Source organism: Streptomyces sp. NPDC017676 (genome assembly GCF_044329325.1).
Lineage (GTDB): Bacteria > Actinomycetota > Actinomycetes > Streptomycetales > Streptomycetaceae > Streptomyces.
In genome coordinates, this window is sequence record NZ_JBIRJA010000002.1 from 433,981 (window position 1) to 449,038 (window position 15,058).

The 15,058-nt window shown below is 72.0% G+C and carries 10 protein-coding genes and 1 pseudogene; 5 read left to right on the forward strand and 6 right to left on the reverse strand.

Going from position 1 to position 15,058, the window contains the following annotated elements; translation table 11 throughout:
• Positions 1 to 77: 77 nt before the first annotated feature.
• Positions 78 to 1,712: an acyl-CoA dehydrogenase family protein gene (locus ACH4LD_RS06150; RefSeq protein ID WP_398054319.1), complete on the reverse strand. Its 1,635-nt coding sequence runs from the start codon at positions 1,710 to 1,712 to the stop codon at positions 78 to 80.
• A 141-nt stretch (positions 1,713 to 1,853) separates the two neighbouring features.
• On the opposite strand from ACH4LD_RS06150, the gene ACH4LD_RS06155 reads away from it, so the two are divergent.
• Complete coding sequence (locus tag ACH4LD_RS06155) at positions 1,854 to 3,062, forward strand: YihY/virulence factor BrkB family protein (RefSeq protein ID WP_398054318.1); 1,209 nt, start codon at positions 1,854 to 1,856, stop codon at positions 3,060 to 3,062.
• Between the two features lie 725 nt (positions 3,063 to 3,787).
• Here the strand turns inward: ACH4LD_RS06155 and ACH4LD_RS06160 are convergent.
• A pseudogene (locus ACH4LD_RS06160) lies at positions 3,788 to 4,636 on the reverse strand (DUF817 family protein); the annotation flags it as partial.
• 216 nt (positions 4,637 to 4,852) lie between these two features.
• Here ACH4LD_RS06160 and ACH4LD_RS06165 point away from each other — a divergent pair.
• Positions 4,853 to 6,064, forward strand: coding sequence for a transglycosylase family protein (locus ACH4LD_RS06165; RefSeq protein WP_398106158.1), 1,212 nt, complete (start codon positions 4,853 to 4,855; stop codon positions 6,062 to 6,064).
• A gap of 895 nt (positions 6,065 to 6,959) precedes the next feature.
• Here ACH4LD_RS06165 and ACH4LD_RS06170 read toward each other — a convergent pair.
• The 4 genes from ACH4LD_RS06170 to ACH4LD_RS06185 all read right to left on the reverse strand — a co-directional run bounded on the left by ACH4LD_RS06170 (position 6,960) and on the right by ACH4LD_RS06185 (position 10,691).
• Complete coding sequence (locus tag ACH4LD_RS06170; RefSeq protein ID WP_398054315.1) at positions 6,960 to 9,002, reverse strand: glycoside hydrolase domain-containing protein; 2,043 nt, start codon at positions 9,000 to 9,002, stop codon at positions 6,960 to 6,962.
• Between the two features lie 61 nt (positions 9,003 to 9,063).
• A complete protein-coding gene (locus ACH4LD_RS06175) occupies positions 9,064 to 10,074 on the reverse strand; it encodes a DUF6528 family protein (protein WP_398054314.1) in 1,011 nt (336 codons plus the stop codon).
• Between the two features lie 11 nt (positions 10,075 to 10,085).
• The gene (locus tag ACH4LD_RS06180; RefSeq protein ID WP_398054313.1) at positions 10,086 to 10,274 is read right to left on the reverse strand and encodes a hypothetical protein; all 189 of its coding nucleotides are present in this window, start codon (positions 10,272 to 10,274) and stop codon (positions 10,086 to 10,088) included.
• Positions 10,275 to 10,382: 108 nt separating this feature from the next.
• On the reverse strand, positions 10,383 to 10,691 hold the full coding sequence (locus ACH4LD_RS06185) for a hypothetical protein (protein ID WP_398054312.1): 309 nt from the start codon (positions 10,689 to 10,691) through the stop codon (positions 10,383 to 10,385).
• Positions 10,692 to 10,898: 207 nt separating this feature from the next.
• Between ACH4LD_RS06185 and ACH4LD_RS06190 the strand changes: the two genes are divergently transcribed.
• From ACH4LD_RS06190 to ACH4LD_RS06200, 3 genes are all read left to right on the forward strand, one after another.
• Positions 10,899 to 11,879, forward strand: a complete 981-nt coding sequence (locus ACH4LD_RS06190; RefSeq protein WP_398054311.1) for a LuxR C-terminal-related transcriptional regulator — start codon at positions 10,899 to 10,901, stop codon at positions 11,877 to 11,879.
• A 344-nt stretch (positions 11,880 to 12,223) separates the two neighbouring features.
• Positions 12,224 to 13,072 carry a hypothetical protein gene (locus ACH4LD_RS06195; protein WP_398054310.1) on the forward strand — a complete coding sequence of 283 codons (849 nt, stop codon included), beginning with the start codon at positions 12,224 to 12,226 and terminating at the stop codon, positions 13,070 to 13,072.
• Positions 13,073 to 13,126: 54 nt separating this feature from the next.
• Entirely contained in the window at positions 13,127 to 14,515 is a 1,389-nt protein-coding gene (locus tag ACH4LD_RS06200) for a hypothetical protein (RefSeq protein ID WP_398054309.1), read from the forward strand.
• Positions 14,516 to 15,058 lie beyond the last annotated feature (543 nt).

Sequence of the window (15,058 nt, forward strand, 5' to 3'; positions counted from 1 at the left end):
ACCCAGGCGGTAGGGGGTGGTGCCGTGTCGGCGCAGCACCACCCCCTCCCTCCGAGACCTCGGCCGGGTACGGCAGGTCAGACCGGGCGCGCTCGATCCACCACCGACTCCAGGTCCAGGCCCGTCGGCAACGTGCCGAAGGACGCGCCGTGGTCGCCGCCCAGGCGGGAGGCGCAGAAGGCGTCGGCCACCTCCGACGGGGCGTACCGGACCAGGAGGGAGCCCTGGAGGACCAGCGCCAGCCGCTCCACCAGGCGCCGGGCGCGCCCCTCGACGCCCTCCAGGTCGGCGAGTTCGGTGAACAGGTCCTTCACCGCCCGGTCCAGCCGGTGGTCCGCGCCGTGCGCCCGGCCGATCTCGGTGAGGCAGGCGTCCAGCGCGCCCGGCTCCCGCCGCAGGGCCCGCAGCACGTCCAGCGCCTGCACGTTCCCCGCACCCTCCCAGACGGAGTTCAGCGGCGACTCCCGCACCAGCCGGGGCAGACCGGACTCCTCCACGTACCCGTTGCCGCCCAGGCACTCGGCGGCCTCCACGGCCACCGGGGCGCAGCGCTTGGTGATCCAGTACTTCGCGGCCGGCACCGCGAGCCGCAGGAGGGCGAGCTCCTGCTCGCCACCGTCGTCCCAGGCCGCGGCCAGCCGCAGCGCGAGCGCGGTCGCCGCCTCCGACTCCAGCGCCAGATCGGCGAGGACATTGCGCATCAACGGCTTGTCGACCAGCTTCCCGCCGAACACCTCCCGGTGCGCGCAGTGGTGCACGGCCTGCGCCACCGCCTGCCGCATCAGGCCCGCCGAGCCGAGCGCGCAGTCCAGCCGGGTCGCTGCGACCATCCCGATGATCGTGCGGACCCCGCGCCCCTCCTCGCCGACCCGGCGCGCCCAGGTGCCGTCGAACTCGACCTCCGCGGAGGCGTTGGAGCGGTTGCCCAGCTTGTCCTTCAGCCGCTGGATCAGGAAGACGTTGCGGCCGCCGTCGGGCAGGACCCGCGGGACCAGGAAGCAGGTGAGCCCGCCCGGGGCCTGCGCGAGCACCAGAAACGCGTCCGACATCGGCGCCGAGCAGAACCACTTGTGCCCGGTCAGCACGTACGCGCCGTCCTCCGCGAGGGGCCGCGCCGCGGTGGTGTTCGCGCGGACGTCGCTGCCGCCCTGCTTCTCGGTCATGCCCATTCCGAACAGGGCACCGGGCTTCTGTCCGGCGGGCCGCAGCTCCCGGTCGTAGACCGTGGACGCCAGCCGGGGCTCCCACTCGGAGGCCAGCTCCGCGTCGGCGCGCAGGGCGGGCACGGCAGCGTGCGTCATCGACAGCGGGCAGCAGGTGCCCGCCTCGACCTGCGTCCAGACCAGGAACCCGGCCGCCCGGCGCACATGCCCCGACGGGCGCGTCCAGGCGCCGGTCAGCCCGGCCGAGACGCCCTTGCCGAGCAGCCGGTGCCAGGCCGGGTGGAAGTCGACCTCGTCGATCCGGTGGCCGTACCGGTCGTGGCTGCGCAGCCGGGGCGGATCCTCGTTCGCCTGCGTCGCCCACTCCTGGAGCTGGGCCGAACCGGCGGCCCGGCCCAGCGCGGACAGCTCGGCGCGCACCTCCTCCAGGACGTCGGCCCCGGTGTACCGGTCGACGGCCTCGGCGAGGGCCCGGTCGGCGGTGAAGACGTCGTAGCCGGCCAGCGGGGGCGGCTGGTTCGTCACGGTGTGGGTGGAGGTGCCTGCCATGGTTGCGAACCTACCCGGGACGGCGGCGGTGATGGCTCCCGGAGTGGCACAGCGCCGGAAATCGACGCGTCCGGCGATGCGTCTCCCGGTGATCGCCCCCGGAAGGTGAGGACGGGCCGGTGCGGCGGCTACCGTTAGGACGTGCAGCCAGCAAGTGAACCCCCCGAGCGGCCGGCCGGCCGGCTCCACCGGGCCAGAGCCCTCTACCGGAACGTCTCCAAGCGCAGGACCGCCTGGCTGTTGCTCAAGGACACCGTCAACTCCTGCATGGAGTACCGCATCCTGGGCCTGGCGGCCGAGGCGGCGTTCTTCACGCTGCTGTCCGTGCCGCCGCTGCTGCTGAGCCTGATCGGACTGCTCGGCTACGTCGACGACTGGACCGGCGCCGACACCATCCACAGCCTGGAGACCAACCTCCTGGAGGCCTCCCGCACGGTGCTGTCCGACAAGGGCGTCAAGGAGATCGCCGAGCCGATCCTGCACGACGTGATGAAGGGCGGCCGGCCCGACGTGATCTCCATCGGCTTCCTGTTCGCCCTGTGGTCGGGTTCGCGCGCGGTGAACGTCTTCATCGACACCATCACCGTCATGTACGGCCTCGACGGCGTCCGGGGCATCGTGAAGACCCGGATCATGGCGTTCCTGCTGTTCATCGTGGCGCTGCTGATCGGCTCGGTGGCACTGCCGCTGATGGTGGCCGGGCCGGACGCGGTGGTGCGGATCCTGCCGTGGTCGGAGACGGTCGTCCAGGTCCTGTACTGGCCGGTCGTGATCGTCCTGTCCATCGTCTTCCTGACGACCCTGTACCACGTGTCGGTGCCGGTCCGCTCCCCGTGGATCGAGGACGTGCCCGGCGCGCTGGTCGCCCTCGCCATGTGGGTCCTCGGCAGCTTCCTGCTGCGGATCTACCTCACGAGCACCATCGAGGGCGCCACCATCTACGGCTCCCTCGCCGCCGCCGTCGCCGTCCTGCTGTGGATCGGTGTGTCCGCGTTCGCCGTGCTCGTCGGCGCGGCCGTGAACGCGGCCATCGACCGGGTCTGGCCGGCCGCGGCCACGGCGGCCGCGCGCGAGGCCAACGAGCGGATGCGGCACGCGCAGGTCGCCGAGTACGTCGCCCGCGCCGCGGCGGCCCGGGAGGTCGACCCCGACGACCCCGACATGCCCTCCGAGTTCCCCGAACGCTGGTCCCGCTTCCTGCCCCCCGAGGACGTGACGGCCCGCCTGCGCACCCATGCCAAGAACCCGCATCACGCGCACAAGGGGAATGGGCGGGCCGGGGGTGGCGGGGGTGCCGGGGACGAGGGTGGGAACGGGGGTTCGGCGAAGGGTGGAGCTGGTCGGTTGTGATCGGCTGAGGGTTGGCTGTGATCGGCTGAGGGCTGTGATCGGCTGACGCTGGGAGTGGCCCCCCTGTCCCTCCCAGGCTCCCCCCTGACCCTCCCCGGTCCTCTCCACCCTCGGGGTGGACCCTGCGGTGGAGAAGGCGGCCGCGCTGGTCCCCGGAATGTCCACCCGGCACTCCACCCCTGCGTCGATCCGCCGGACACCGTCCCGCGCCTAGCGTGAACGTCGTGAATGCGCGGGCCGGAGGCGTCCGGCCAGAGCGGACAGCCGGGCGGCGCCGTGATTCGTCACGTCGTCCGGTACGGCTTTCGGCACCGGGCGAGGAGGCGGCGGACATGGCGGATCGGACGGGACACAGGGGACGGAGTGGTACGACGGGGAGGGCGGGCGGCGCGTGCGGGGACGCCGGGGCCGACGGGAGCGGTGCCGGCAGGGCGACCGGGCCCCCGGGGACGAGCGACACGACCGGGACGGCCGTGGCGACCAGGATCGCCGGGACCGCTCGCGGCCCCCTGTTCCCCCTCGCTGGGGACCTCGTCCTGCCGCTCCTCGTCTACGAGACGACGAGCGGCATGCGGTAGCGGTGGGCGCCCACGCTGAAGCCCACCCGGGTCCCGGCGGTCGTCGCCACCGCGAGCGGCCGGCGCAGGTCCGGTATCCGGAGGTGGGGCGAAGAGGTCGAGGTAGACGGCGGCGGCCGGAGTCGTGGCGGCGGCGCGGCAGCGGGTGTGTCGCGGCCGCCTCGGCCGTCGGGACCGGCACACGTAACTGGTGACCGCCGCGTACATGAAGCCGCCGTACAGCGGCACTCCGGCGACGTTGGTGAGAGCGTCCTCGGGATGACTCCACGACCCCAGGCGCACCTTGACCATCTCGAACAGCCGCCCCAGCACATGGCAGACGGCGATCACCGCGGTGTCCCGCACGGTCTCCCGGCCCACCCGGCGGGCGACGCGGGTGAGCAGTACGCCGTGGACGAGGACCAGGTCGTAGCGCGCCACCGGCAGCGGGGGCAGCAGCCGGGAGCGCCGATCCCGGCCGGCAGTGCCACGGCGAAGGCGCAGGCGCGGGCCTGGACGCCCCCCCACCGCGCCAGTTGCCCGGGCCCGTGCCGAAGCCCGCTCGCGGCGGCCTCTCCGCGTTGGGCATGCCCCTCCTTCGCGTGACAGCGCGGGCCAGATGGCGGGGGCCCCTGCTTGACCACGTGCACATCCGGCGGCCCGGTTCTCTGGACCGCGTCCGAATCTCCTTGTGGGCCGACGAGGGGCAGTGGTAGTTGGCCGATGCGTTCGTGTGTGCCGGATGCGGTGCGGAGTTGACCGTGCCCCTGCGGCGGGTGGCCCTGCCGGTGCGGGCCCGGCACCAGTGCGGGCACGAGATGCTCCCGGTGCTGATGGGGTCCGGGACCTACGCCGTCGCCCCGGAGCCCTGGGGCCACGGAGCGCCACCCACCGGCCCTGCTCGGCCAAGCCGGGACACGTCGGCACCCACCCGCACACGCGCCCGTCGTGGTCGTCGCGGTCCGGCTGACGGGCCCTCTGGCCCGCACCGTCCTGGGCCTGTTCCGGCCGGTCCACTCCTCTTTTCCCAGGTGACGGTCACCGCCACGATGGGGCGAGCGATGGATCTCCGCACAACGTTCCGCATCTGAAGTACGCCGTGCATCTCTTGCCCGGCTCGCCTGGGCCATCCACCGCCGGGTGCCCGGAGGCGGGACTGTGCGCGCGTCGGCAGCACCGGGACAGCGCGCCTTGTCGGAATCGCACTCCCACTTTCCCAGCACTGGAGTAGCCATGCCTCGATTCAGTACCGCACGCCTGCCCCTCATCACCCTCACTCTGGCCGGCGCCGCTCTGGCACTGCTGCCCGGTACTGCCGAGGCCGCGTCCGTCACCACCTGGGAGAAGGTCGCCGACTGCGAGAGCGGGGGCAACTGGAGCATCAACACCGGCAACGGTTACTACGGCGGTCTTCAGTTCTCGCTGAGCACCTGGAACGCCTACGGTGGCCGTGCCTACGCCGACTACCCCCACCAGGCCACCGAGAAGGAGCAGATCCTCATCGGCGAGAAGGTGCTCGCCGCGCAGGGCGAGCAGGCCTGGCCGTCCTGCGGCCCGCAGGCAGGCCTGGGTGCGGACACCGCCGACCCGTTCCCAGCCGATCCCACTCCGCCGTCGGGGAAGGTGTACGACCGGACCCGGTCGGCGTCGGGCGCGTGGTCGTCGGCGACCAACATCGACGGCAACACGGCGATCACCGAGATCGCCGCGTCCGGCCTGCCGGACGGCACCCTGCACGTGCAGTCCCTGGTGAACGGGAAGGTGTACGACCGCACTCGATCTGCGTCGGGTGCGTGGTCGTCGACGACGAACATCGATGACAACGGCGCCATCACGAAGATCGCCTCTGCGGCCCTGCCGGACGGCACACTGCACGTCCTGACCGTGGTCAACGGCGACATCTGGGACCGCACACGATCGGCCTCGGGCTCGTGGTCGTCCGCGACGAAGATCGACGACAACGGCGGTATCAAGGACCTCGCCGCGTCCAGCCTGCCGGACGGCACACTGCACGTGCAGGCGCTGGTCAACGGCGACATCTGGGACCGCACGCGGGCCGCCTCCGGGTCCTGGAGCAGTGCCGTGAAGATCGACGACAACGGCGGTATCAAGGACCTTGCCGCGTCCGGCCTGCCGGACGGCACACTGCACGTGCAGGCGCTGGTCAACGGCGACATCTGGGACCGCACGCGGGCCGCCTCCGGGTCCTGGAGCAGTGCCGTGAAGATCGACGACAACGGCACCATCAAGGCGATCTCCTCCGGCGCGGTCTCCGACGGCGGCATGCACGTTCAGGCCGTCGTCAACGGCGACGTCTGGGACCGCGAGATGTCCGCGGCGGGCAGCTTCTCCAGCGCCACACAGATCGATGACAACGGCGGCATCATCGCCACCTCAGCGGCTGGACTGCCGGACGGCACCTTCCACGTCGGCACCATCGCCTGATCGATCGCGGTCACCGCGACCCGTGCAGAGGATGCCGGAAGGCAGCGGACACTCCTGCACGTGAGGCGGTGGACCCGGGCGGCGGGGTGGTGGCCGCGAACGACCGACACCGTGATGGGTGTCTGCACGGATGAGGGCCTTCTGGGGTCCGGAGTGGACTGCGACATCCACCGCCGGAGCCCAGGAGGCCCTCTCGTCTCACCGCGATGCCCCGCTGACGCCGACGCCCACGGTGCTGTGCAGATGGGCGTAGCCGGTCCAGGACCGGTCAGCCGGCCAGGGGGTCTTCGAGGTCGTCCTGTACGCGTTGGTCCACCGTGACGCCAAGGACCGGCCGGGACGCCGAGGTGCGCGTCGATAGGAACAGCTGATCGTCATACACGTTGTTCGCACGTGCCGAGCGCGGGCCGCCGGTGGTTCGGCTACTTGCCGGGCACTCCGGTGGCAGCGGAACTCGCGCGGACCTCGCAGCCCGGCGCGGCGCGAACCCGTGGCGCCCGCACGACGAACCTCGCCGCGGTGTGGCCGGCCTGGAGGCGTTCCAGTTCGGAACCGGTGACAGCTCCACCACGCCGGAGGTCTCCGCCACAGGCGGGAAGGTGTCCGACGCGGGACCGGCCGACCGGGAGAGCGCCGCGTTCCTCCGGCGGTGCACAGGACGGCAGTCGCTCGCCGGCGGGCGCCGTTCACGCCCTGCCCCACGGGCCTCACCGTTCGGTCCGCGGTCGGCAGGGAGTCCCTGGGACCCGAACACCGGCCGCTGCCGGGAAGCGACCATCGGACATGACGGGCGCGAGGGCCCTTCGCCGGTGATCGGGGTGGAGACGGATGTCGTCGCCCACGCCGGACCGGAGGGCCCTCGCGCGATGTGCCGGGATGTGCGGCGGGTCGGTGCTCAGACGATCGTCTGCAGGTGCACGGTGCCGTCGGGCAGGCCAGCGGACTGGACCGCGAAGACGCCGCCGTTGGCGTCGACCTTCGTGGCGGAGCCCTGCCAGGTGCCGGAGGCGCTGCGGGCACGGTCCCACACGCCCGAACCCGGTACCACCGCGTCGACGGTCATGCTTCCGTCGGGCAGCGCCGCCGCGCTCACCGCGCTGATGTCGCCGTTGGTGTCGATCTGGGTGGATGCCTGCCAGTTGCCCGCGGTGTTACGGACGCGGTCCCAGATGCCGGAGCCGGGCACGACGGCCTCGATGCGCTGGGTGCCGTCCGGCAGCGCCACCGTGGCCAGCGCGGTGATGTTCCCGTTGGTGTCGATCTGGGTCGCCGACGTCTGCCACGTGCCGGAGGCGCTGCGCACCCGCTCCCAGATGCCCGAGCCGGGCACGAGCGTCTCCAGGTGCAGGCTGCCGTCGGTGAGACCCGCCGCGGCGACCCGGGTGACGGACGGGTTGTCGTCGATCTTCGTGGCCGCCGTCCAGGTGCCGTCGGTCTTCCGTGTGCGGTCCCACACGCCCGAGTTCTTCACCACCACGTCGACGTGGAGCGTGCCGTCCTTGAGCGCGGCGGCGGACACGGCGACGATGTTGTCGTTGTCGTCCATCTTCACGGCGTTCGCCGCCCAGGTGCCCGAGGCGCTGCGCACCCGTTCCCAGACCCCGGAGCCGGGAACCACCGTGAAGGTGTGCAGGGTGCCGTCGGGCAGCGCGGCCGAGGCGACGGCGGTGATGGCGTCGTTGTCGTCGATCTCGGTGGAGCTGCCCGCCCAGGTGCCGGAGGAACCGCGCGTACGGTCCCAGACGGTGCCGTGGGGGACGGCGGAGGCGGTCGGGGCGACGTCGAGGTAGTCCGAGTCGATGTTGATCGAGACGCCGCCGTAGGTCTCGGTGTGTCCGCCGCTGTACTGGTGGATGCGCTGGTGGTTCGCCCACAGCGTGGACGGGACGGCCGGGTCGCCGGTGTCGGCGCTGCCGTTCCACAGCGCGTCGTAGATGACGTCGGGCATCTGGTAGCCGCTGCCGTAGTGGTCCGCCAGGTCGGAGATGCCGGAGCTGGAACTGCTGTAGACGCCGGAGTCGTAGCCCCGGGCGTGGAGTTCCTTGGTCCAGGCGGACAGGAAGCTCAGCACGTCGGAGGAGTCGGAAGAGCTGTACGCCTCCATGTCGTAGTAGAGCACCGAGCCCGCAGGGAAGCCGAGTGAGGCGGCCTGGGTGATCGCGTCGTCGGCGGCGCTGGTGCCCTGGGCGGTGGGCGAGGTGATGTCGGCGGCCTGGACGCCGACGTAGATCGGGATGAAGTGCCAGCCCGCGGACGCCTGTTGGGAAACCCATGAGGCGGTGAGGTTGGGCTGGCTGCAGGCGCGGTAGGCGCCGCCGATGTAGATGCCGACGGCGCCGTACGGGGACGAGCTGTTCCAGGCGTTCATGGCGCTCGCCGAGGGCGCGGCGCAGGCGTCGAAGCCCTTGCCGGTGTAGTGGGTGCTGCTGCTGGAGAGGGACGCGGCGGTGAGCGTGGAGGGCGCGGGCTCGGGCGAGGAGGCGCTCCGCAGGGTGAGGCCCGCGTCGGTGGCGATGTCCTCGACGAGCCCCGGGTCGCTGTCGTAGGTGCCGGTGAGCCGCACCTGGGCGTCGCCTGCTGCCAGTTGGTGGGCGGCCCTGTCGGTGCGCGCCTGGTCGGCGCCTCGGGAACCGGCGGGCTGGACGAGCAGTGCCTCGGTGCGTCCGACGAGGTGGGAGGGGCAGTCCTGGTCCGTGGAGGGGGTGCCGTAGTACAGGGTGTGGCGGTCGAAGCGGACGCAGGCGCGCGGGTCGCGGTCGAGGTCGACCGTGTCCCAGCCAGCCGGAACGGTGAACTGGTGGCCCCGGTAGGTGACGGAACGGGACGCGGGGCCGGCCGCGTGGGCGGCCGGGAGCGCGATGCCGGTGAGCACAGCCGCGGTGGCGGTGAGCGTGAGGGACCTGCGCAGCGCTCTGCGCAGGGCGGTGGGTACGGGCACGGAAAACCTCTCAATTCCCAGGCGCGTGCATGACAAGTAGGGGGGCGGGTTGTTCAGCGGGCTACGGCTGCCACCAGCGGGCCTTGTAGATGCCGCCGTCCGCGAGCGTGTACGGGGCGACGGTGCTGGAGGCGTTGCGGACGTAGCGGGTCAGCCAGTCGGGGCTCAGATCGCCGTCCGGCATCGTGAAGATGACGCTGCTGCCGTAGTTGCTCACGGCCTTCACACCACCCCACAGGCCGCAGGCCGAACTGCCGTAGGGCGTGAAGGTGCGCGCCGACTTCGAGTACTGGTACAGCGCCTGCCCGGTGGACACCCACAGCAGATCGGACGAGCCCGCCACGGCGCCCACGTCGTGGCCGTCGGGCGTGGGGAGGTCCACGGAGGCGGAGGTCTTCTCGGTGAGGCCGGGCTGTGCCGGAGTGCCGTCGAGGGTGTACGCGGCGAGCCTGCTGCCGCCCACCGCCCACAGCACGTTCGCGCTGGAGTCCCAGTGCACGCCGTGCGCCGTGGCCAGAGGGGTGGTGAAGTGGGCCGTGGCGGCGGGGCCCTGGGAGGCGGCGTAGACGCGGACGGCGTTGCCGGTGCTGCACGCGACGGCGACGTTGCCGTCCGGCAGCAGCTCGATGCTGTGCGGGTTGAGGTCGTCCCCCGGTCCGGAGTCGGCGACCAGGCCGGCCCAGCGGCGGTTGCCGGTCGGGTACTCGACCACGGCCGCGAAGCCGTACGAGGCGGTGACGAGCAGGAGCGTGGAGCCGCCCGACGCGCGCGCCTTCACCTCGCTGACATAGGTGAAGCTGGAGGCCGGCTGGAGGTCCGCGTACCGGGAATCGCCGTCCGGGGTGAACGACCACCGCACCACCGACGGATCGGCCACCGGATCCCAGCTGGTCCTCGCCGGGTCGAGCAGCAGCACCTTGCGGGCCTTCTGGTCGCCGACCAGAACCGGGGGCAGGGTGGCGGCGCGGGCGTTGCCGCCGAGCGGCACAGCGGCCCCGAGGGCGGTGCCCAGTCCGGCGAGCAGGAGCGAGCGTCGGGAGGGCAGGCGTGAGGGCGGGTCGGAGGATGCCATCCTGGTGCCTCTCACTGCCAGATCATGTCGTCGGTGGTCATCGCGGTGCCGGCCGGCTGCCCGGCGGTGGCGGTGGCGGGCTGTCCCTGGGCGGCGACGGCGGTAGGAACAGGGTGCGCGATGTGGGCACCGGCAGCGGCGAGGACGCCGAGGGAGAGGGTCGCGACCGCAGCGGCGACGGCGAGGCGCAGTTCGGGCATGACGAAACGTCCTTCTGGTCAAGGGAGTCGGAAGTACCGGCCACGAACCGAGGTCAGCGGACAACCTCTTCGGACACGTCCCGCGGTGACGCGCCCTGCGGCCTGGAACTAATGTCCGTCCTGGTCAGGGCGTTCGGAAGGGCTGACGTCGGGCCGGAAGGGGCTGTGGCCCGAAGGGGCCAGCAGTGGTACCTCGGCGCCCAGCAGCGACCAGCCGGCGAATTCGGGCCCGGCGGCCAGCGCCCGCAGACACAGGGCGGTCGCCACCTGCTCGGCCTCACGCAACGACGCGACGCGCAGCCACAGCCCGACCACCGCGCAGGGCCGGACGGCCGGGGGGAGGCTGACGTGTTCCAGCCGGTCCTCGGGACGAGCCGCTTCGCGCAGCAGGCCGGCGGCCACGGGGGGCAGAGGCACACCGCCTCCCGGGGAGCGCAGTCGTGCGTGAACGAGATACATACTGGTCAACGCTTTCAAAAGATCTGCATTTCACGCTACTTGCCGGGCTTGGACGGTTGTACCGGAGGCCGGAAAAGGCCACACCGCTTCACACATCGACCACAGCCGACCTTGTTGTGCGATGATCTTTTTGATTCGGTGAACATCGCAGGGTCGGGGGGATGAATGCTGGCAGCACTGGGCGTCGATCCGATCACGGAAGCCGTCTACCGGGCCATGCTCGAACACCGCGCCGAAGGTGTCGCCGAGTTGGCGGTGCGGCTGGAGCTGTCCGAGGCCGAGGTGCGCCGGGCCCTCGACCGGCTCAGTGAACTCGCCCTGGTCCGCCACTCGTACGAGGTGCCCGGTGCCCTGCACGCCGTCAGCCCCGAGGTGGGCCTGGAGTCGTTGCTCGCCCGTCAGCAGGCCGAACTGGCCGCTCAGCAGCAGCGTGTGGAGGCCTCCCGGGCCGCGGCGGCCCAGCTGATCGCCGAGCACGCCGCCCAGCGCACCACCGCCCCCGGTGTGGAGCAGCTCACCGGCATCGACGAGATCCGTGACCGGCTGGCCCGGCTCACCCGGGACGTGGCCGAGGAGGTCATGACCTTCGCCCCGGACGGTGAGCACACGCCGCAGGCCATCGCCGCCGCCCGGCCGCTGAACACCTCCCTTCTGGAGCGCGGCGTGCGGCTGCGCACCATCTACCTGGACAGCGTCCGCAACAATCCGCGGACACTGGAGTACCTGGAGTGGCTGAGCGGGCGCGGCGGTGAGATCCGTACCGTCGCCACCCTGCCCACCCGCCTGATCATCGTCGACCGCAGGGTCGCGGTCTGCCCCGTCAGCAGCAACGACACGGCCGCCGGTGCGGTGTTGCTCAGCGGCCAAGGCACACTGACCGCGATGTGCGCGCTCTTCGAGAGTGTCTGGCAGTCCGCCAAGCCGCTCGCCGAGAGCAGCCGACGTGGCCCGGAGGGGCTGACGGACACCGAGGCGGCCGTGGTCAAGCTGCTGGCCGAGGGCCATACCGACGAGGCCATCGCCAAACGTCTGGGCGTCTCCCCCCGTACCGCCCGCCGGATCGCGACGGGGCTCATGCACCACCTGAACGCGCGAAGCCGCTTCGAGGCGGGGGTGCGCGCGGCCCAGCGCGGCTGGCTGGGCTGAGCCGGCACCGGCCCGCCACGGCCTCTTCCGGCCTCCCCCCGGACTCGCCCCGCTTCCGGCCCCGCCCGACGCCCGGTTGTCCGCGGGGCCGATCCCTCTGCTCCCCTCTCTGCCCACACCCGGACCGTCCGCCGCTGGCCGGAACCGTCCGCGGACCCTTCTGACCAGGTCAAAGCCATACCGCTGACTGCGTGTAACGGTCACTCTCTTCTCGGCGCCTGCGGCGAGAGCCTCAAGCCGCGGACCGTTCCGGCGCCCGTCGCCGCCCCCGCGGCGCGCCGACGAACCGTGCCCGCCGCAGGCCGTCCTGCCGGGCACGCCCCTGCCCGTGAAGGAGATCCGCCATGTCCAGCCGCGTTCGAGGCCGCGTCCGTGTCATAGCCCTCGCCGCCGTGCCGCTCGCCGCCGCGGCGGCCGTCGGTGCCGTCAGGTACGCCGTCGACCCGGCGCCCACGGCAACGGCCGCCAGAGCGCTGCCCGTTGCGACCGCCTCCCCGGTCCAGGCGGAGCCGGGGGGACGCGGTGACTGGACCACCACCGCGCCCAGTGCCGCGGCCACCCCCAGCCCCAGCCCGTCCGCGGCCCGTCCCACGCCGAAGGCCGCGCCGAAGACCACGTCGAAGGCCGCGCCGAAGACCGCGTCCAAGGCGGCGCGTCCGCTGCCCGCCGCACAACTGCCCGACGCGCACCGCTCCGGCTGGAAGGAGATCGGTCCGCCGCGCACCCGGCAGACCACCCAGGACGTGGGCGTCAGCGAGTGCGGCTGGGTGCACGGGGCCGTCGGCTGGCGGCAGCAGGGTTACGTCGGCAAGACGAAAACTCCCGCCATCCAGGACACGTTCACCTTCGACTCCGCCACGGCCGCGGACGCCGCCTACCGCAAGCTCGTCACCGCCTTCGACGGCTGCCAGCACGACCTGCGCGCCATCCAGGCACAGCACGACACACCGGAGGACGCCGTGGTCACGAAGACGGCGTCCACGACCGGCGGCACCGCCTACGCACGCTCCTGGACCGCGGTGGCGGGCATCTCCATGCCCGGTCGGCAGACCAACCACTACTACGTCGTCAGGCGTGGGGCGGCGCTGACGGTCGTGCAGTACACCGAGCCGGGCGACACCCCCGCGGCCGACCCGGCCCACCAGCGGTCCGACGACCGGGCGGAGTTGTCCGTCATCGCCGCGCACATGTGACCTCCGTCCCTCTTCCCCGCATTTCTCTCCTGTTTCACAGAAAGCGAGTTCACCATGCGGAATCTCCGCACGTCCCGACTGCGTGCCCTGGCCGTCCTCACGGCCGTGACGGCCACCACGACCTTCGCGGCGGTCCTGCCCGCGCACGCCGACTCCAGTGTCGACGGACCCATCACCCGCAGCGAGGTGCTCAACCGGGCGCAGAGCTGGGTGGACGCCGGCGTGCCGTACAACAAGGCCGGTGAGTACGGCGGTTACCGGGAGGACTGCTCGGGCTACGTCTCGATGGCCTGGCACCTGTCGTCGAGTCTGGTCACCTGGACCCTGCCGAACGTCTCCACCAAGGAGAGCTTCTCCAGCCTCCTGCCCGGCGACATCATGGACTACACCGCCGAGCACACCTTCATCTTCGCCGGCTGGACGAACAAGACGAGCGGCGACTTCACGTACTACGCGGAGAGCAACCCCAACAACCCCACCCACGGCCCGACCCACGCCAACATCAACTGGTCGAGCATCGAAGGGTGGCCCACCAGCTATTACGACGCGTACCGCTACAAGAACATCGTCGACGACCCGGTCACCCCGGCCGGCACGGTCTGGGACCGCACCCGCAGCGCCTCGGGCACCTGGGACGCGCACGCCACCGAGATCGACGACAACAGCCACATCAGCGCGGTGGCGTCGGCGACGCTTCCGGACGGCACCGTGCACGTGCTGACCATCGTGCCCGGCTCGGGTGTGTGGGACCGGGTGCGCAGCGCCTCCGGCACCTGGGCGGGCTCCGCCACCCAGATCGACTCCAACGGCGACGTGTCCGCGGTCTCGGCCGCCGCCCTGCCCGACGGCACGCTGCACGTGCAGACCCTCGTCCCGGGCGCCGGTGTCTGGGACCGTACCCGGAGCGCGTCCGGCAGCTGGTCGGCCAGCACCCAGATCGACTCCAACGGCAACATCACCGCGCTCTCCGCGTCGGGCCTGAAGGACGGCACCCTGCACGTCCAGGCCCTCCTGCCGGGCTCCGGCGTCTGGGACCGTACCCGCAGCTCCTCGGGCAGCTGGAGTTCCGCCACCAAGATCGACGACAACGGCAACATCTCCGCCATCGCCTCGACGGCGCTCCCGGACGGTTCGATGCACGTCGACGCGGTCGTGCCGGGCTCCGGCGTCTGGGACCGGGTGCGCAGCGCGTCGGGCACCTGGGCCGGTGCGGCCACGCAGATCGACGCCAACGGTGACGTCACCTCGGTGTCCACGTCCGCCCTCCCGGACGGTTCGATGCACGTCGACGCGGTCGTGCCGGGGTCCGGAGTCTGGGACCGGGTGCGCAGCTCGTCCGGCGCGTGGTCGAAGGCCACGAACATCGACAGCAACGGTGACATCTTCGACACCTACACGGTCGGGCTTCCGGACGGCTCGATGCACGTGGGCACCATCGCCTGACCGGCGGGCACGCCCGTGACGGGCGGCGAGACGTGGAACCCTCGATCGCCGATCACGGTCGTGTGGCGGGGAACACCATTCGTTCAGCGATCATCAACGGCCGGACGTCACCGTTCCGCCGGCCGGGATGATCGCTGAACTGGTGTCCGGGAACAACACCGGCGATGGTAACGGCAGAGTTCGGCGGGGATGTCCTGCAGGCCGGCCAGGTAGATGACGGAGTTGCATCCGAGCGTCCACCACACGGTGACCAGCACGAGCGCCCACCAGGCGGTCGGGGTGTCGGTGGTCCACTGGATGTCGTCCGGCCGGCCGATGGCACGAGCGCGAAGTGAGGAAGAGCCGATGTGGAGACGGTCCTGGCCTTCCGTCACGACCGGCAGGACGGGGCGCGGCTGCCCTTGACCGGCGGCCTGCCCCGGGACGTGCAGCGCGGCGATCCGCCGCCCTGCGCCCCCGGGGCCCGCTCCGCCTCGACCAGAACCTGGTTCTGCACGCCCTGGCCGGGATACCAAGGGCCCCGGCCGGAGTTGACCGGTCCGT

Bases quoted from the DNA above. Each gene is read 5' to 3' on its own strand.
- ACH4LD_RS06150 (WP_398054319.1), bottom strand. From the start codon at position 1,712: ATGGCAGGCACCTCCACCCACACCGTGACGAACCAGCCGCCCCCGCTG.
- ACH4LD_RS06165 (WP_398106158.1), top strand. From the start codon at position 4,853: ATGCCTCGATTCAGTACCGCACGCCTGCCCCTCATCACCCTCACTCTG.
- ACH4LD_RS06175 (WP_398054314.1), bottom strand. From the start codon at position 10,074: ATGGCATCCTCCGACCCGCCCTCACGCCTGCCCTCCCGACGCTCGCTC.
- ACH4LD_RS06180 (WP_398054313.1), bottom strand. From the start codon at position 10,274: ATGCCCGAACTGCGCCTCGCCGTCGCCGCTGCGGTCGCGACCCTCTCC.
- ACH4LD_RS06190 (WP_398054311.1), top strand. From the start codon at position 10,899: ATGCTGGCAGCACTGGGCGTCGATCCGATCACGGAAGCCGTCTACCGG.
- ACH4LD_RS06195 (WP_398054310.1), top strand. From the start codon at position 12,224: ATGTCCAGCCGCGTTCGAGGCCGCGTCCGTGTCATAGCCCTCGCCGCC.
- ACH4LD_RS06200 (WP_398054309.1), top strand. From the start codon at position 13,127: ATGCGGAATCTCCGCACGTCCCGACTGCGTGCCCTGGCCGTCCTCACG.